The organism is Geovibrio thiophilus, assembly GCF_004087915.1.
GTDB classification, from domain to species: Bacteria; Chrysiogenota; Deferribacteres; order Deferribacterales; family Geovibrionaceae; genus Geovibrio; species Geovibrio thiophilus.
In genome coordinates, this window is the sequence record NZ_CP035108.1 from 2,258,181 (window position 1) to 2,276,619 (window position 18,439).

The 18,439-nt window shown below is 48.5% G+C and carries 16 protein-coding genes; 7 read left to right on the forward strand and 9 right to left on the reverse strand.

What is annotated here, in order from left to right; genetic code table 11:
• Window positions 1–13: 13 nt before the first annotated feature.
• The 3 genes from EP073_RS10495 to EP073_RS10505 are packed head-to-tail and all read right to left on the reverse strand — an operon-like array spanning window position 14 to window position 2,651.
• Entirely contained in the window at window positions 14–802 is a 789-nt protein-coding gene (locus EP073_RS10495) for an ABC transporter ATP-binding protein (protein ID WP_128467104.1), read from the reverse strand.
• Window positions 799–1,692: an ABC transporter permease gene (locus EP073_RS10500; RefSeq protein ID WP_128467105.1), complete on the reverse strand. Its 894-nt coding sequence runs from the start codon at window positions 1,690–1,692 to the stop codon at window positions 799–801. Before EP073_RS10500 ends, EP073_RS10495 begins: the two co-directional genes overlap by 4 nt.
• Entirely contained in the window at window positions 1,689–2,651 is a 963-nt protein-coding gene (locus EP073_RS10505) for an ABC transporter substrate-binding protein (protein WP_128467106.1), read from the reverse strand. Before EP073_RS10505 ends, EP073_RS10500 begins: the two co-directional genes overlap by 4 nt.
• Before the next feature lie 129 nt (window positions 2,652–2,780).
• On the opposite strand from EP073_RS10505, the gene EP073_RS10510 reads away from it, so the two are divergent.
• The 3 genes from EP073_RS10510 to EP073_RS10520 are packed head-to-tail and all read left to right on the forward strand — an operon-like array spanning window position 2,781 to window position 5,222.
• Entirely contained in the window at window positions 2,781–3,305 is a 525-nt protein-coding gene (locus EP073_RS10510) for an aminodeoxychorismate/anthranilate synthase component II (RefSeq protein WP_128467107.1), read from the forward strand.
• Window positions 3,289–4,464, forward strand: coding sequence for a chorismate-binding protein (locus EP073_RS10515; RefSeq protein WP_128467108.1), 1,176 nt, complete (start codon window positions 3,289–3,291; stop codon window positions 4,462–4,464). The genes EP073_RS10510 and EP073_RS10515 overlap by 17 nt, the downstream gene beginning before the upstream one ends.
• Window positions 4,461–5,222: an aminotransferase class IV gene (locus EP073_RS10520; protein ID WP_128467109.1), complete on the forward strand. Its 762-nt coding sequence runs from the start codon at window positions 4,461–4,463 to the stop codon at window positions 5,220–5,222. The genes EP073_RS10515 and EP073_RS10520 overlap by 4 nt, the downstream gene beginning before the upstream one ends.
• Here the strand turns inward: EP073_RS10520 and EP073_RS10525 are convergent.
• The gene (locus EP073_RS10525; protein WP_128467110.1) at window positions 5,219–6,271 is read right to left on the reverse strand and encodes a hypothetical protein; all 1,053 of its coding nucleotides are present in this window, start codon (window positions 6,269–6,271) and stop codon (window positions 5,219–5,221) included. The two genes, EP073_RS10520 and EP073_RS10525, sit on opposite strands and share 4 nt — an antisense overlap.
• Window positions 6,272–6,598: 327 nt before the next feature.
• Between EP073_RS10525 and EP073_RS10530 the strand changes: the two genes are divergently transcribed.
• From EP073_RS10530 to EP073_RS10540, 3 genes are all read left to right on the forward strand, one after another.
• Window positions 6,599–7,639 carry a cytochrome-c peroxidase gene (locus EP073_RS10530; protein WP_128467111.1) on the forward strand — a complete coding sequence of 347 codons (1,041 nt, stop codon included), beginning with the start codon at window positions 6,599–6,601 and terminating at the stop codon, window positions 7,637–7,639.
• 184 nt (window positions 7,640–7,823) lie between these two features.
• On the forward strand, window positions 7,824–11,216 hold the full coding sequence (locus EP073_RS10535) for a chemotaxis protein CheB (protein ID WP_128467112.1): 3,393 nt from the start codon (window positions 7,824–7,826) through the stop codon (window positions 11,214–11,216).
• Window positions 11,217–11,279: 63 nt separating this feature from the next.
• Window positions 11,280–12,137: an epoxyqueuosine reductase gene (locus EP073_RS10540; RefSeq protein ID WP_128467113.1), complete on the forward strand. Its 858-nt coding sequence runs from the start codon at window positions 11,280–11,282 to the stop codon at window positions 12,135–12,137.
• Here the strand turns inward: EP073_RS10540 and phnE (EP073_RS10545) are convergent.
• From phnE (EP073_RS10545) to phnD, 4 genes are all read right to left on the reverse strand, one after another.
• Complete coding sequence (gene phnE, locus EP073_RS10545; RefSeq protein ID WP_128467114.1) at window positions 12,130–12,945, reverse strand: phosphonate ABC transporter, permease protein PhnE; 816 nt, start codon at window positions 12,943–12,945, stop codon at window positions 12,130–12,132. The genes EP073_RS10540 and phnE (EP073_RS10545) overlap by 8 nt on opposite strands.
• 1 nt (window position 12,946) lies before the next feature.
• Entirely contained in the window at window positions 12,947–13,756 is an 810-nt protein-coding gene (gene phnE / locus EP073_RS10550) for a phosphonate ABC transporter, permease protein PhnE (RefSeq protein ID WP_128467115.1), read from the reverse strand.
• 3 nt (window positions 13,757–13,759) lie between these two features.
• A complete protein-coding gene (gene phnC / locus EP073_RS10555) occupies window positions 13,760–14,593 on the reverse strand; it encodes a phosphonate ABC transporter ATP-binding protein (RefSeq protein ID WP_128467116.1) in 834 nt (277 codons plus the stop codon).
• A 69-nt stretch (window positions 14,594–14,662) separates the two neighbouring features.
• On the reverse strand, window positions 14,663–15,628 hold the full coding sequence (gene phnD, locus EP073_RS10560) for a phosphate/phosphite/phosphonate ABC transporter substrate-binding protein (RefSeq protein WP_128467117.1): 966 nt from the start codon (window positions 15,626–15,628) through the stop codon (window positions 14,663–14,665).
• 191 nt (window positions 15,629–15,819) lie between these two features.
• On the opposite strand from phnD, the gene EP073_RS10565 reads away from it, so the two are divergent.
• Window positions 15,820–16,437, forward strand: a complete 618-nt coding sequence (locus EP073_RS10565) for a class I SAM-dependent methyltransferase (RefSeq protein WP_128467118.1) — start codon at window positions 15,820–15,822, stop codon at window positions 16,435–16,437.
• A gap of 286 nt (window positions 16,438–16,723) precedes the next feature.
• Here the strand turns inward: EP073_RS10565 and EP073_RS10570 are convergent, their stop codons facing one another.
• Window positions 16,724–18,433, reverse strand: a complete 1,710-nt coding sequence (locus EP073_RS10570; RefSeq protein ID WP_128467119.1) for a GMC family oxidoreductase — start codon at window positions 18,431–18,433, stop codon at window positions 16,724–16,726.
• Window positions 18,434–18,439 lie beyond the last annotated feature (6 nt).

Sequence of the window (18,439 nt, forward strand, 5' to 3'; positions counted from 1 at the left end):
CCGAAGTATAAATCTAAAGCATTCCCGCGTCGTAGGCTTCATCGCCCAATTCACGGCTGAATAGTTCGAGAAGATCGGTGACGGTGAGCTTCTTTCTCTCCTCTCCGTCCACATCAAGAACCTTTTTACCGAGCTGCATCATAACTGTGCGTTCGCCAAGGCTCAGCGCCTGCTTCATGTTGTGCGTAACCATCATGGCGGTGAGACTGTTTTCCTTCACCAGCTTCACGGTGAGCTTGAGTATTTTATCCGCGGTTTTCGGGTCAAGAGCCGCCGTATGTTCATCCAGAAGAAGGATCTTCGGCTTCACAAGTGTAGCCATCAGCAGTGTAAGCGCCTGACGCTGACCTCCGGAGAGCAGCCCCGCCTTATCCTTCAGCCTGTTTTCCAGACCAAGGTCAAGCATTCTGAGCTGTTCACGGTAGAACTCCCTGTCACGGCTCTTAACACCCATGCCGAACATGCGCTTCTGACCCCGTTTCATTGCTATGGCTAGGTTCTCTTCAATGCTTAAGGATTTCGCCGTTCCGCTGAGCGGATCCTGAAAAACTATGCCGATGTATGATGCCCTTTTATAGTCTGTGACGTTTGAAACGTCTTCATCGTCAATGAGTATTCTGCCTTCATCAGGCTTGAGGTAGCCCGCAACAAGGTTGAGCAGGGTGGATTTCCCTGAACCGTTGCCGCCGATCACGGTGACGAAGCTTCCCTGTTTTATATCAACCGAAACGCCCTTCACAGCCCAGTTTTCGTTAACCGTGCCCCTGTTGAAGACCTTTTTAACATTATCTATCTTTATCATCTGCCCACCGCCCCGATTTTGCTTCTGAGCCCGGGGAACATCAAGGCCACAACCACAAGGATCGCGGTAATGAGGTTAAGATCACTGGGAGAAAGGCTCACTCCGCCGATATTTACCGTAAGAGCCACGGCAATCGCCAGCCTGTAGGCTATGGAGCCGAGAATAACGCCGATTACCGCGCGAAAAACGCCCAAGGAGCTTATAAGCGCCTCGCCCAGAATGACAGAGGCAAGCCCCGCCACGATGGTCCCGATCCCCATGCTCACATCAGCGAACCCCTGCACCTGAGCAGCAAGAGCTCCCGCAAGAGCCACCAGACCGTTGGAGAGGGCTACACCTATAAGTATCATCCTGCTTGTGCTTGCGCCCTGCGCCTTCACCATCTTCATATTGTCGCCTGTGGCACGCAGAGCAAGCCCCACTTCCGTATGGAAGAACCATATGAGGAATATCCCCACCAGAACGGCAACGCTGCCGAGAATAATGACATTAGCCACATATGCGGGAATGCCCGTATTCTCAAGGGAGGTAAAAACCGTGTCAAACCCCAGAAGAGGCACGTTCGGCATGCCCATAATGCGAAGGTTTACCGAGTAAAGGGCAATCATAGTCAGAATCCCCGCAAGGAGATTCAGTATCTTAAGCCGTGTGTTGAGAATGGCTGTAACGGCTCCCGCCGCCGCGCCGCCCGCCACGGCTATCGCGATTGTAAGCCAAGGATTGACGCCGTTGAAAATCAGGATCGCGGAAATTGCCGCCCCCATGGGGAATGTGCCGTCCACCGAGAGATCCGGAAAGTCAAGGGCTCTGAAGGTGATGAACACCCCCAGAGCCATTATAGAGAACAGGAGCCCCTGTTCAACCGCGCCGAAGAAGGCGTATAAACTCATTCGATAACCTTGTCAGCCGATTTGATAACCGATTCGGGAACATTGACGCCCATTTCCTTAGCAGCCTTGAGGTTCACATAAAACTCAAGCTCATTCTGAAACTGAACAGGAATGTTTTCCGCTTTTTCGCCCTTAAGCACACGGCAGACTATTTTGCCTGTCTGAACGCCGTGCTTGTAATAGTTAAAGCCTTTGGCGGCGAGCGCTCCCCTTACTACAGAGTCGGTATCGCCCATTATGAGGGGTATGTTTGCTTCGTATGCTACCTGAACCGCTGATTCCAGTGCGGAAACAACAGTGTTGTCAGTGGGAACATACATAGCGTCTGCCCTGCCCACAAGGGATTTGGCTGCCATATAAACACCGCTTGAGTTTGTCACTGTAGCGTCAATTATATTAATGCCGAGCTCTTTGGAAGCTGCCTTTGCGAGATCTACAAGGGCGCGGCTGTTTTGTTCGCCGGGATTGTAGAGTATGCCCACATTTTTGACATTGAGTCCGAATTCCTTAAAAACTTCCAACTGAGCTTTAACGGGAGTAAGATCGGAAACACCTGTGATGTTGCCGCCTGATTTTTCTATGGATTTGACAAGCTTCGCTCCAACAGGATCTGTAACGGCGGAGAAAATAACGGGGATGTTAAGTCCTGATTTTTCCACTACCTGTTTCAGCGACTGAGAGTTTGGCGTGGCGATGCCTATTACGATGTTATCTTTATCGCCCACAAACTTTTTCGCGATCTGGTTGGCTGTGGCGACATTGCCCTGAGCTATCTGTACATCGTAAACAATGTCTTTGCCTTCAACATAGCCGCAGGCTGTTACAGCGTCTATTATACCTTTTCTTGTTGCGTCAAGTGCGGGGTGTTCCACTATCTGGGAAATACCCACCTTAACGGGAGCCGCGTAAGCGGAAGCCGCGCAGATTACGGCAAGGAGTGTGACGAGCATCTTTTTCATTTTAAAACCCTCAATATGAATTGTGCCGGAAACTGAAATTTTACAGCGGGGGCGGAAAATATCAAGAACAAACCTGCGATGTGCGGAAAATATTGATTTTTGCGGTAATATCGTTCATTTATTTCAGCAATGAAAATAATAATATCCGACAACAATGACAGCTTCACACATAATCTCGCCCATCTGGTATTCCGCACATCGGGCTTCAAGCCTGAGGTTATGCCGTGGACAGAGCTCACGGCGGCAAGGGCTGCGGAGGCGGATCACCTGTTCATTTCCCCGGGTCCCGGCTGTCCTGCGGAATATCCGCTTTACTCGTTCATTAAGGATATTACGGCTCACGTCACGGGGATATGCCTCGGCATGCAGATCCTCAACGAAATCCACGGCGGAACGACAACGCGCGCACCTCTGCCGGTTCACGGTAAAACAGACGTAATAGAATGGCAGGGCGGATCACGCAGGGTCGCCAGATACCACTCGCTGTACTGCGGCAAAGTGGCGTCCTGCTTTGACATTGAGTCCGCCAACGCTGACGGGCTGCCGATGATTATACGCCACAAAACCAATCCGTTCACCGGGTTTCAGTTTCATCCGGAATCATTCCTGACGGAAAACGGCGGGGAGTTCATAGCCTATGCGCTGGGAAAATGAGCTTATACGCCGCTTAGCGGCAAAATACAGAACAGACATAATCTGCTCCAATGATGAATGCGCATGCTGTATTGAGCCTTGCGCCGTGCTTGAAATAACCGAGAGCACAGGCATAAACGAAATAAAGGATTTCGCCTTCTCAGGTGAAGCCGCAGGCTTTCTCTCCTATGATTACGGAATGATTCTGCGGGGAGTGAAATCCGCCAAAGAGCGCAGCTTCCCCTTGGGGATGCTGAAAAAGTATTCAGCAAAAATTGTATTTGCGCAAAACGGTATCACAGGCGATACAGATCTGCTGAAAGACCTTCCCCCTTCGCCTCAGCATAAGCACATAAGCCTAGGGAACAGAATCACCTCATCCGCTGATAAAAACGTATATATGCAGAGATGCGAGCGAACGCTTGAAGAGATACGAAGCGGCAACACCTACCAACTTAATTACGCCGTTGCCCACTCCTTCCGTGATCCTCTGTTTGAACCGCTGAATGAATTTTTCAGACTCACAGGGGACTCACCCGCCGCATTTGCCGCTTACTTTGATGCGGGCAGATACAAAATACTCAGCAGCTCGCCGGAGCGGTTCATAAAAGCGGATAACGGGCTGATCCTCAGCCAGCCGATAAAAGGCACGCTCAGAACAGAAAACGAAGGACTCACGGATGCTCACCGACTGACGGAAAACCCAAAGGAATGCGCAGAGCTTGCCATGATAATAGACATGATACGCAATGACATAGGAATCAGTTCCCGCCTCGGCTCGGTGGAGGTGAGCGGCTTCAAATCAGTGTTCCGCATAAACAGCCTGCTCCAGATGTACGGCAATGTTACAGGGGAGCTGAGGGAAGATGCGGATGTCATAGACCTTCTACTGGACGCCTTCCCCGGAGGCTCCGTAACAGGATGCCCTAAAAAAAGGAGCATGGAAATAATCGACTCACTTGAGCCGTTCATGCGGGGAATATACTGCGGGAGCATATTCAGAATCGGCGGCGAAAAGAACATGGACTCCTCAATCTGCATCCGGACAGGGGTATATGACACAAGTGAAAAGACATTCACTTTTTATTCCGGCAGCGGTATAGTCACGGATTCCGAACCGCCCTCGGAGTATAATGAAACCATGAGCAAGACGGAAAAATTCATGGAGGTTTTCGGATGATAATCTGGAAAAACGGTGAACTGACAACAGCGGATGAAAGATTTGGTCTCCCCGCTTTCAAATACGGCTTCGGTTTTTTTGAATCAATTCTCTACAACGGTAAAAAAATATGCCACCTCGACAGACACCTGAAAAGGCTTCAGGGCTCCCTAGAGGAATACGGCTGCATATTCGGCGGAATCGACTATGAAAAGGCGATCAACGACGTGATCGAAGCCAACTCACTGGGCGGCAAGAGAGCGAAGATCAATATCTATTCCTTTGAAGTCAACCCCGAAGGGGAGACGCAGACAGACATAAGCGCTCATGAATACACAACGGATATAAGCGAATACAGGCTGAACATACATGACCGCCACCAAATTTCCCATCTGAACAGACATAAATCCATGAACTGGGCACACCAGTTTCTCGCACTGAAAAGAGCGATCAGAGGCGGCTACGACAACTCTCTACTGATAAGTGAGGAGAACGAAATTTTTGAGGCTGCTTCCGGTGCGGTGCTTTTCAGGCACGGGAACAAATTTGTAACCGCTCCCGCCGGCAACCGCCTGCCGAGCATAAGCCTTGAGATAGCCAAGGAGCTTCTCCCCATAGAGGAGAGGGGGATTCATTTGTGGGATCTGGAAGACTTTGAAAACTGCTGGTTTCTGAACTCCATGATAGGCGCTAAGCCTGTTTCCTGCATATCTGTGTTTACTTTTGAGCCTGATCATGAAACAGCGGCGAAAATTACCGCCGCTGTATGCGGAAGCTAGTTATCCGCGAACATTGCATGAATGACATCATGGTTTGAGAATACCGCATCGGGGTTGTGCCCCGTTCTGTCGAGTATCAGCCATGTATGGCTCAAGCAGGCGCCGCCGTTGATTTTTTCAAGGTGGTGCTTATACAGAAGAGCCCTCTCAATCCTGTTTTTCCCCTGAAGCTCGGCTCCGCAGGAATTATCAAGAGACAGCGAACGCCCCACATTCTGCCTGCCCACAACAAACACCATGTGCCTGTGCAGCAGGTTGTTTTTTATATCCGGAGACTGCATGCTGCTGCCGTAACCGTATATGCTGTCCAGCCCGTATTTATATGAATTGTATGAAAAACAGCCTGTTATCTGTGACTGACTGAGGGGCGTTATGCGTCCGTTTTCATCTCTGAATCGTTCTTTATTAAGATAAAGATAGCTGGAAGGATTCGCAGCGACATAAGTAAACTCTACCCCTCTCGGTGCAAGCCTGCTCTCCGTGGAGTTCATTGCGGCAAACTGTATGACGAACTGCGCTCCGCCGCCGTGTCCGGCTATTATCACTTTTTTCAGCGAGCCTTTGTTTCTGCGGTACACATCATTTATAATTCGCTCAAGCACGGCAAAGGAGCTCACCGAGGGGTATCCCTTGTTAAGTCCGCTGCTGAGGGAGTAGCCGCCGCCCCGCCACCTTCTGTCCCAGAAAAGCATGCCCTTTTCTCTTCCGGCTACGCGTCTTTCAAGAAACTGCGGAGCAATTACAGCAGTTTTTCCGCCGCCCGCAACGTCAGCGGCATAAAGTCCCTTACTCATGAAGGACACAGGGTTCAAGGAATCATCATGAATCATGATCAGGAGAGCTTCAGCATTTTCAGCCTTAATATCACCTTCATAGGGGATGGACACTTCGATGTTATCCGCCTTGAAAACGAACCTTTCTCCGGCGATGGGAATATTGCCGCTGTACAGCTTTTTCATCTCCCCGCAGCCGGAAGCGGTAAAAAGTACAAAAACAGCAAACAAAAAAAGACGTAAAAAAGCGGCGGAAGAAAAATTCCCTGAAAACATTCACTGACCTCCGGAGCCCAGTCCGCTCCACAGACTGATTAATATACAGCTTCATAGGTTATATAACCACGGTAATCTTCACAGAAACGGCTGATTCTTATAAGATTATGAAATTTAAGGGAAAAATCGCTTCTGATTAATTTCCTGCAAAATCTGTGCATTAATTATTACAAAAAAGTGTTAAAATTTTTTTGAAGCGATCTTTCTTCACTATTAACAATTAAAATTAACACAATTTTAGTCGAAATTTTTTACTGTAAAATAATTATTATCATTTAAAAAATATTGTGCTATAGTTCCCATTATCAACTACGGAGGTTTATTTTTATGAGAACAAAACTACTGTCAATGCTTGTGTTAATGGCGGCACTCGTGGTATCCGGTCCTGCTTTCGCGGAAAAGCTTCAGGATGATGCCAACCAGCTTTTTAAACCTATCCCTTATGCGCCCCCTGCGCTTAAAGACAACCCCATGACTCTGGACAAAGTTGAGCTTGGCAAAATGCTTTTCTTTGAGCCCAGACTCTCAAAAAGCAGCCTTCTCAGCTGTAACACCTGTCATAACCTCAGCTTCGGCGGTGACGACTATCAGGAAACTTCCATAGGTCACGGCTGGCAGAAAGGTCCAAGAAACGCTCCCACAGTTCTTAACTCGGTTTTCAACCTTGCTCAGTTCTGGGACGGCAGAGCGGCTGACCTTAAAGAACAGGCTAAGGGTCCCGTTCAGGCTTCAGTTGAAATGAACAGCACACCCGACAGAGTCGTGGTTGTTCTTAAAAGCATGCCCGAGTACACTGCTCTGTTCAAAAAAGCGTTCCCCGGCGATAAAGACCCCATCAGCTTTGACAACATGGCAAAAGCCATCGAAGCTTTTGAAGCCACTCTTCTTACTCCCGATTCAAGATTCGACCTTTACCTTAAAGGCGACATGAACGCTCTCAGCAAAGACGAAAAGAAAGGTCTTGAACTTTTCATCAACAAAGGCTGTGCTGACTGCCACGCAGGCGTCAACATGGGCGGCGAGGACTACTACACATTCGGAGTTGTTGAAAGACCCGACGCAAAAATAGTTTCAGGCGACAAGGGCAGATTCGCAGTAACAAACACCGCGGCTGATGAATATGTTTTCAAATCACCCAGCCTCAGAAACATAGAGTACACCGCACCCTACTTCCATTCCGGCAAGGTATGGGGACTTCAGGAAGCGGTTGCTGTAATGAGCTCAGCTCAGCTCGGCATATCCCTTACGGATTCCGACACTAAGTTCATCACTGCTTTCCTTAAAACACTTACAGGCGTTCAGCCGAAAGTGGCTTACCCCGTTCTTCCTCCTTCAACGGATGCCACTCCTCAGCCTGAATGGAAATAAGAGTTAAATTCTGAAATAATCCTGAAAGCCGCTCTGCAAAGGGCGGCTTTTCTATTTAAATACTGTTTTATATTACTCCGACTTTACCGAACTAATATTATTTTTTATTTAATTAAATATAGCCGTGAATTTTTTTCAACTATGATGTTATAATATATGAAACCTGTCAGGATGTGCTGATTTTATGAAAGATGACAAACTTATTCTTGTCGGTATTGGTGCCAGTGCGGGAGGGCTTGAAGCTCTTAAACTTTTCATACCCAACATTGAGCCGAACGGCAGAATAGCCTATGTCGTTGTTCAGCACCTCAGCCCGTCTCACAAAAGCATGCTCACCTCTCTCCTTTCCAAGGACAGTAAACTTGAGATCGCAGAAATTAAAGACAAAACACCGCTTAAGCCCGATATTGTTTACATCACTCCGCCTAACTTCAATGTCAGAGTCAGCAGCGGCGTTCTCCGCCTTACCCGCCCAAATGAATTTATAGGACCCAAGCCGTCTGTCGATCAGTTTTTTATTTCCATGTCCGAGGATGAAACAATCACCCCATGCGGAGTTATCCTCTCCGGCACAGGCTCTGACGGTTCCACTGGAATACGTGCCATAAAAGCGTCCGGCGGTATAACAATAGCTCAGGAAACGGAATCCGCAAAATATGACGGAATGCCCCACTCGGCGATAGAAACCGGAAACGTGGACATAACTCTCACTCCTGAAAAGATAGCGCCGGAAATAGCTGAAATTTTTCTCAACAGCGCCATACCTGAGGTAACAATCCCCGAACAGAAAGAGTCTGAGGATCACCTGAAAACTATTCTGACTCTGATTAAGCGAAAAAAAGGCACCGATTTCAGAGATTACAAGGAAAACACCATCAAACGCCGCATACAGCGGAGAATGGCGGCAAGAAAGTTTGTTAAAATAACCGACTATATTGAATTTCTCAAGAGCAATACGGAGGAGATAGAGCATCTCTTCTTTGATATACTGATAAACGTCACAGCCTTTTTCAGGGATCAGGAAGCCTTTACCGAGCTTAAAAACGAGCTGACAAAATACATCGGCTCTGACAGGTTTCAGGATTCGCTGAGGTTCTGGATAGTCGGATGCAGCACGGGGGAAGAGGTCTACTCCGTTACTATACTTATAGCGGAAATTCTGGGTGATAAGCTCTCAGGAGCGGACATACAGATATTCGCCACTGATATAGACACGGCGGCGCTCAATATCGCCCGCAAGGGGTTTTATCCGGAATCCGCCATCGCCGACATTGATCCTGCGCTGGTGAAAAAATACTTCATAAAGCACGGCAGCACCTACGAAGTTGTCAAGACCCTGCGGGAGATGGTAATATTCTCCCGCCATGACATAGCCTCAGACCCGCCCTTTATCAGGATAGACTTCATAAGCTGCCGTAATCTTCTCATTTACTTCAATTCCGACCTTCAGAAAAAGGTTTTTTACTCTTTCTATTATTCTCTCAACCCGGGCGGGATACTCATGCTCGGCAAATCCGAATCCACAGGGAATATAGATACTCATTTTGAAACAGTGGATAAAAAAAACAAAATCTACCGTCTGCCGATGCACAGAAAGAAGGTATCAAAACCTTCCTTCCCAAGAATTTCCGTTCCCAAGCACCACGAAAGAATGGAGGTTCAGTCCGAAAATGATTTTGACTCATATCTCAGAAAAAGCAGGCTTGAAGAATTTTTCGACGCCTTCGCGGTGACGGATATTCAAATGAACATCTTCTACCTGCACGGGAAAATTGCCGAGTATGTCCAGCTTCCCACCGGAAAGCCTAAGATGAACCTCAGCACCATGATATGCAAAATGTTCCGCTCCGATGTCCGTGTGATGGTTCAGAAAATTAAAAACGGCGCGTCGCATTCCTTTTCACCCTTCAGAAAATCGGACGGGTTCTTTGTGCGCTGCAATATGCGTAAAATGACCGATGACGGACATGACACAGGGTTCATCCTGCTTTACTTTGAAAACATACCGGAGAAGGAACTCCCCGGCGTATCCTATCTGGATGACAGCTGCGACATGCGCATCACTGAAATACAGACGGAGCTTGCCAGTACCAAGCAGGATCTCCAGACAGTTATAGAAGAGCTTGAAACATCCAATGAGGAGCTTCAGTCGCTCAATGAGGAGCTGCATTCATCAAATGAGGAGCTCCAGTCCTCCAATGAAGAGCTTGAAACCACAAACGAGGAGCTTCAGGCGACAAACGAAGAGCTGAACATAGCCTACAACGAGCTGAAAGCTCTGTACGAAGAGCGTGAACAGCGAGAAAAACTGCTTCTTGAGAAAACCGCTCTCCTTGTGGAATCTGAGAATACGCTGAGAACACTGAACAAAAACCTTGAAATACGGGTTGAGAAAGAAGTGGCTCAAAGGCTTCAGAGCGAGCTCTTTATCACAAAAATATTTGAAACAGCAGAGGTAGGCATCTGTCTCACGGACAGTAAGGGCTGCTTCGTAAAAGTCAATAAAGCCTACCTGAACATATACGGCTACGAAGAAGACGAGCTTCTCGGAAAGAGCTTCACCCTCATGGTACCCGAAAATTTCAGGGAAACAGCCATGCACATGCACAACGATTTCATAAGCGGCAAGGTGTCTGAAATCCCAGCCGAGTGGGAGGTTGTTAACAAAAGCGGAAAGCTGATGAAGGTGATCTCAACCGCCAGCAGAGTTGAAATGGGCGGAAAACTGTACAAAATAACGTCCGTGACCGACATTACAAACATAAAGCGGATAGAGGAGGAGCAGAAGCAGCGTGAATATCTCCTCATTCAGCAGAGCAAGCTTGCGGCAATCGGCGAAATGGTTGCCTCCATCAACCACCAGTGGAAGCAGCCGCTTAACTCCCTTTACCAGATTTTCCAGTATATTGAAACAGTTCTGGATACGGAATCACCCGATGAAGCTCTGAAATCCATTCGTGATGTCGCCGTTGAAAGCAGGCAGATCATATCCTTCATGGACGACACTATCAACACCTTCAAAAACTTCTTCAAGCTCAAGTCTTCCATATCCAGCTTCAGCATTCTTGAGGCGGTTAAGCAGACCCTCCATATTCTGGACGCCAAAATATCCAAAAACTTCGTGGACATTTCCTTCAAATATAAATTAAGCGAATCCAAATCTTACACCAAAGTCACAAACGGGGCTGCGGCAGGTCTGAGCAAAATAGCCGACTTCTACACCACAGGCTCAATGAACGACTTCCAGCAGGTGGTAATGAACCTTGTGAGCAACGCTGTTGACGCTGTGGGAGAGAAGAAGAATCAGGACAAAGACTTCAAAACCGGAAAAGTGACCGTGAATGTCATAAACCGCAGGGAATTTTTTGAAATCCACGTGGAGGACAACGGAACCGGAATACCGGATGAGATAAAGCCAAAGCTCTTCAACCCTTACTTCACCACCAAAAAGGATGAAGGAACAGGAATCGGACTTTATATATGCAGACTGATACTGGAAAACAAGTTTTTCGGCAGGGTTTCGGTCAGCAGAAAAAAACAGGGAGCAAAGTTTGTTGTAGAGATCCCGAAGTACTGATCCTCTCTCGGTTTGACATACGGAAACACCTGTACTAAGATGAACCGCAGGAAGGAAACACAAATGGACAGAGCGGATCTCAAGACAAACATTATTAAATTTATAGAAAAATATACGGCGACATCCGGCGAAAACCACCTCCACGCCATAAATGAAAAAGCGTGGGCAGCACCTCTCGTCGGGTTTGCTTCCGGCGCCGATCCCCTCTTTGAAAAATACCGTAAAATGATAGGCGACTTTTACTGGACCCCTGCGGATGTGATGAAGCAGGTTTATCCCGATATATCATTTGACCCCGCCGGACTCACTGTAGTCTGCTGGGTTCTGCCGCAGACCGATGAAACCGTCGAAGAGCAGAGAAAAGCAACCCTCCTGCCGTCCAGAAGATGGATTTTCTCCAGACTGCACGGCGAAAATTTCAATAATCAGCTCAGAGAGGATATTGAAAAATTTTTCAGGGAATGCGGTATAAAATCCGCCTCTCCTTCCATAGCCGAAGGCTGGGGATACAGACAGTCAGCCTCCGCGGGAATATGCTCCAACTGGTCTGAACGCCACGCCGCATACGCAGCGGGGCTTGGAACCTTCAGCCTGTCGGACGGCTTCATAACCGAAGCGGGCATAGCCGTGCGCATAGGCTCCGTTATAATTCAGGCTGAGATTGAGCCGGATGAAAGGCTTTATGACCATCACATGGGCAACTGCCTTTTTCACGCCAAGGGCAAATGCAGCGTATGTATGAAGCGCTGCCCCGCCGGAGCCATCACAGAGGAAGGACACAACAAGGAAGTCTGCATGAAATACATCCGTGAGATAACCGTAAAATACACAGAGAAGGTAACAGGGTTCAAGGTCAATGCCTGCGGTCTGTGTCAGGCGGGCGTCCCCTGTGAGAGACGCAACCCCGTGAAGTCTAAATAAGCATCTTCCTTATTTTTGCGGAGATCCACTCACTCGCCACAACAGTCACGAGAACTGAAAGCAGAATAACAGAAACCTGAGACCATGCGAGAACGCTCAGCGACGAGCTGAGGTTAAGCCCTATTCCTCCTGCTCCCACATAGCCGAGGATTGTCGATTCACGGATGTTTATATCCCACCTGTAGAGGCTGATCCCTGCGAAAGCGGGCATAATCTGAGGCACAACGCCGTATGAAAAAACCTGTGCCGAAGCTGCGCCTGTAGCCGTTACCGCCTCAAGCTGAGCATGGTCTATCTCCTCAATAGCCTCATAAAGCAGCTTGCCCACAAACCCCACGGAGCGCAGGGCAATGGCTATTATCCCCGCAAGAATCCCGGGTCCCACTATGGTAACCAGAAGCAGAGCCCATATAAGCGAATTTACCGATCTGCTGGAGACAAGAATCAGCATGGCAAACGGACGGACAAATCTCACGCTGGGCGTTGTATTTGAAGCGGCGAGAAACGCCACGGGAACCGCAAATATTATACCCAGAACTGTCCCCAGAGTGGCTATATTCAGTGTATCCCACAGCGGCTTCCAGAGCTTGTTCATGTATGCGATCTTCGGTGGGAACATCCTCATCAGCATAAGCCCGAGCTGCTCCGGCGCATCCGCCGCAAAAACCCAGAGAGTGTTTGCCGAGATACTCCGCCAGCTCAGATAAACAAGCATAAGTCCGATAAACCAGCCGAACCATATCACCAGTTGTTTTTTTGAATCACGCGGGATCCAGAAAACAGCCCCGTCCTTTTTGATAAGCGGCATATTACTGAAGCCTCTTTCTTATTATTCCTGACATATATTCGGCAAGCATCACAATCATTATTATCACGATGAGAATAGCCGCTGTAGTGTCGTATTCGTATCTGTCTATGGAGGTATTGAGCGTTGCGCCTATCCCGCCGGCACCGACTATGCCTATCACTGCGGATTCACGGAAGTTTATATCAAGCCTGTAGACGGAAAGCCCTATGAGCCTTGGCATCACCTGAGGCTGGATGCTCCACGTAAGTATCTGAAAAAAACCCGCCCCCGTTGAGCGTATGGCTTCGGTCTGCACGGGATCCGCATCTTCAATATCCTCCGCGAGCAGCTTCGCCATAAAGCCTATGGTGGCAAACATCAGTGTCAGCATTCCGGCAAGGGCGCCGAAGCCGAACATAGCGACGAAGAAAATGGCTATTATCACCTCAGGAAAGGTTCTTGAAGCGGCAATGACGCTTCTGCACAGAAAATAGACGGGAAAGGGGGCAATATTGCCCGCAGCGCCCACACCGACCGGAACAGAGAGAATAATCCCCGCTGCCGTAGCGACCGCGGTCATGGTAAGACTTTCGAGTATGCCGTCAAATATCTCATCCCATCTGGAAAAAAAATCCGGTCTGAGGAATGAGCCAAGAAAGGCAAGCCCTCTGCCCATCCCTTCCTGCACCCTTGCCCAGTTTACATCAACGGATGATAAAGCAAGAGCAAGATATATTACCGCTGAAAAAACAATGACGATACGCAGGTATGGGTTCGCTATGAGGTTTTTCTTCTTCCACCGGACTCCGCCCGCAGTCTGTATCAGCGGCATGGATTAATCATTCGCGAGAGCGTATTCCATGCTCTCTATATGAGTTTTATGTTCGCAGGCTGCCGCAGCGGGCTTCCTTTTTTCAGCTCCGCCGCTCCAGTCCTCCTCACCGTAAATTTCAGTGAGTATGCCGTCAGTGAGCATTTCCGGCGTACCGTCAAAAACAACGCACCCCTTGCGCAGACCGATGATCCTGTCGGCAAACATCTTCGCAAGCCCTACATCATGCAGGTTGATAACAGCAAGGAGCTCCCGCTCCTCACACAGTTCCCTGATCAGGCGCATTATCTGCCTTGCCGTTTTCGGGTCAAGGCTTGCCGTGGGTTCATCCACAAGGAGAAGATCCGGCTCCTGAAGCAGCGCACGGGCGATGCCCACCCTCTGGCGCTGTCCGCCTGAAAGAGCGTCCGCTCTTTTGTCAAAATGTTCCGAAAGCCCCACCCGCTCCAATAAGTTCAGAGCCTTTGAAACATCTTCTGACGAAAACTTCCTGAACCAGCTTTTCCAGAATCCGATATAGCCCAGTCTGCCGGAAAGAACATTCTCCATAACAGTCAGGCGCTCCACAAGGGCGTATTCCTGAAATATCATCCCGATTCTGCGTCTTGCCCTGCGCAGGGAAGCTCCCCTGAGAGATGCTATATCGTTTCCGTTAACCAGTATGCGTCCGGAGGTCGGCTCCACAAGGCGGTTGACACAGCGTATCAGCGTGCTTTTCCCTGCTCCGGAAGGGCCTATGAGAGCGATTATCTCGCCCTTTGCCAGCTCAAGGCTCACTCCGTTCAGAGCAAGATCCCCTGTTCCGTATTTTTTCACAAGATTGTCAAGTTTCAGCATTATTTTTACCGCATAAAAAACAGGCGGCAAGGGTAAGTCCCGATGCCGCCGTATTTTTCCCTGTTGGTGCTATTTGCAGTCGTAGGTAACGCCCATTGCGGCGTCGATTTTTCTTATTACATCCCAATGCTCTTTAAAGCTGATGGGCAGGAATTTATCTTCGGCTTTGAATTCAGCCTTAAGAGGAGAGTTAGTCCAGTTGTAGCTGAAGAAGGCTTTCTTAATTTTTTCCGCAAGCTCAGGTTTCAGGTTGTAAACATGTCCGTAGCCTGTGGTGGGGAAAGTCTGCGATTTATAAACAGTGCGGATTTTGCTTCCGTCAACTACCTTTCTATCGATCATCCTTTTCATTACGGAGTTGGCAACCGCAGCAGCATCATAATCCTTATTAGCAACTCCGAGCACAGAATTGTCATGCTTTCCGCTGAAGGCTGTTTTAAAATCCTTATCAGCTTCAAGTCCGAACTCACTTTTAAGAAGAGCTGACGGCGCCTTGAAGCCGGAGTTTGACGTGGGGGAGGTAAACGCAAGGGTTCTGCCTTTCAGATCGCTTACGACCTTTATTCCGCTGTCAACGTGAGTAATGATCTCCATCTCGTATCCGAACGAGCTGTCGGCGGCAGCCATCATCGTGAAGGGCACGAAGCCTGCGCAGTTTACCGCTATAGGGTTGGAGCCTGTGTTAAAACCGGCGACATGAAGCCTGCCTGATCTCATAGCCTCAAGCTGCGCGGCGTTTGACTGAACAGGGAAAAACTGCACTTTTTTGCCTGTAACCTTTTCCATGTGCTTAAGGAAATCGTCCCATACGCCCCTGTAAACTTCGGGATCTTCAACAGGAGTATAGCTGAAAACGATCACAGCGGGATCCACCCACTCTTTCCTGTCGGCGGGCGCGTCGGCAACCATATCGCCGTTGCGGTCGCAGAATTGTTTGTCAAGCTGCCCTCTGGGGCAGTCCTCGGCCACAGCGGCGGAGAAAGACATAAGCAGCAGACCTGCCAATATAAGCATTTTCGTGATAATCTTCTTCATAATACTCTCCTCCTGACTAAGCGGATAATTAAGAAATCATCAGTTAATGATACTGATATTTATCCTGTCACTGTCAGACGGATGTCATAAACTTTTAAAAAATGTTTTCAATAATCTCTGACTTTTCTGTTTGCATTTGCCGCCGATGCGCTATATAAAAATGTATATAACGATGAAAAAGAAGGTTAAATATGAACAAAGCACAGGAATTTGACAGAATCGCCACGGAAATATTCGCTCCTCTTTATCCGGCCGTTGCCGGACAGATAATTGAAAGATGCGGCATCACAAAAGGAACCTGTCTTGACATAGGCTCAGGGGGCGGAATGCTGGGCTTCTCCATGCTTGAGCAGGCGGAAGATATGAAGATGATATTCGCAGACATCAACCCCGATGCCATTGAGATAGCCATAAACAGGGCAGAGGAAAGGGGCGTTTCCCACTGTGTTAAGGGGATCGTATGCGCAGCCGAGGATATTCCGGTGGATAACGCAAGCGTGGATCTCATCATCAGCCGCGGTTCCGTCTGGTTCTGGGATGATTATGAAAAAGGATTCGCCGAACTGCTAAGAATCCTCTCAACTGGCGGGAAAATATATATCGGCGGCGGCTTCGGAACAAAAGAAATTTTTGAACAAGTTGACGCTGAAATGTCCAAGGAAAACCCTGCGTGGAAAGAGAAGGTCAGCCAGAAATTTAAGCAGAAGCTTACTCCCGCGGTTATGGCGGAGTCATTTGAAAAACTCGGCTGTACATGCACGATAATAGATGATGATTCAGGACACTGGGTAATAGCGGAAAGGGGGTAAAACCCTTTTCTGCCGTCATAATATGCTGAAACACCTTCCTTATAAGCCTTTTCAGCGGCAGAATAACCAAGGCTCCAGTCATAGGCATCCATATCGCTTTAGTGATAAGGACTTTTCTTAAACTTACCGTAATAGGTGAAGGCTTCTGCGCCTTCGGCAAATGCGGATTTTGTTTCCATATGTCAATTTATCAGATAATTAATCTGCCAAAAAGTGAAGTTGCACATTAAAGCAACAAAGAGCCCCGGAGAATTCCGGGGCTCTTTGCATCAATACAGTTGTTATCTTAAACCAGCGAACCGCTCTTTTTGGAATACTTCAGCACGCCGTCGGCGCATCTGTAGGCGAGTGCGCCCACTGTTCCCGTTGGATTGCAGCCGCCGTTGTGGGGGAAGTTGCCCGCGCCCACGACAAACAGATTTTCAGCGTCCCAATGCTGGAGATATGTGTTCACTACGCTTTCCTCAGGATCACTGCCCATGATTGTGCCGCCTGTATTGTGGGTGGTCTGGTAAGGCACAATGTTGTAATCCTTGCTGTTGGATTTCAGTCCGACTGATTTGGCGCCCATATTTTTCACTATCATATCTATCTTCCCTGTAAGGAAATCGAACATTGCCCTGTCCTGCTCTGTGAAGTTGTATGTCATCCTGAGCAGCGGCAGACCGTAAGCATCCTTATAAGTATCATCAAGTGAAAGATAATTTTCCCTATGGGGCATTGATGCCCCCTGAGCGCCCACACCCAGCGAACGTGTGAAACTGTTGATAGAAGCTTTTTTAAACGCTGCGCCCCATGAAGGAGTGCCGGCAGGAACAGCGTTGGTCTCTATGGGGCGTTTACCGCTCTGGAGCATTGATATGAGCCCCCCGTGAATGAAGTTAAGCCCTGAATGATCGAAGTTGTCTCCGTTGAAATCATCCACACCTATAGCCAGTGCGCCTGCCCCGGCGAATAAATTCATCTGATCATCAAAAAATCCGGTAGCGCCCGGGGTGATTTGATAACAGTAGTTTTTGCCCAGAGTGCCTTTGCCCGTCATAGGATCATACATTTCACCGATGCCGGAAACCATGAGAAGCTTGGCGTTGTTCATTACATAGCTGCCGAGAACAACCACATCCGCTGGCTGTATAAATTCTTCCAGTGTAAGAGTGTTTATGTATCGTACACCTGTGACCATGTTTCCTTTTTTCAGCACTTCCACAACATTAGCGTTGCAGCGCAGCTCGAAATTACCTGTCTTCTGAGCAACGGGGATCACTGTATTTATGGGGCTTGCCTTGGCGTTGTACTCGCAGCCGAACCTTTCACAGTAGCCGCAGTATTCGCAGGGGTTAAGCTCAGCGCCGTCAGGGTTTGTATAAGCCTGCGAGGCTATACCCGCCGGAAGCACATAAGGGTGACAGCCGGATTTTTTTGCGCCGTTTTCAAAGATCTCCATGACAGAAGTCTTCACAAGAGGCGGCAGCGGATAGGGTGAGGATCTTTTTCCGTCAAACGGGCTGACTGATTCGCCTGAAACACCTATGATGTTCTCGAATTTAGTGTAATACGGTTCAAGCTGTTCATAGCTCAGCCCCCAGTCCTGAATAAGGTAGTCTCCGGACAGCTTGCTGCCATAGCGTTCTTTCGTCATGGTTTTGATTTTGAAATCATACGGAAAAAACCTGAAATTCAGCCCGTTCCAATGCACTCCTGCTCCGCCGAGACCATCGCCCAGCAGGAAGGAGCCAAGCTTTCTCATTGGCAGAGCTTTCATGTTGCGGTCGTTTCTGAAGGTTATTGTCTCCTTTGAGAGATCCTGCATCAAGCCGTAATTCACTGCGTAACGCCATTCGTCATGTATTTCCATGAAGTCTTCAACTGTCCTGTAGCCGCCCCTTTCAAGCCCGACAACGCTTAAGCCCGCTTTTGCGCATTCGGAAGCGACTATGCCGCCTGTAAAACCGACGCCGACAGTAACCACATTCACTTTTTTAAGTTCTGCTGCCATATCAAT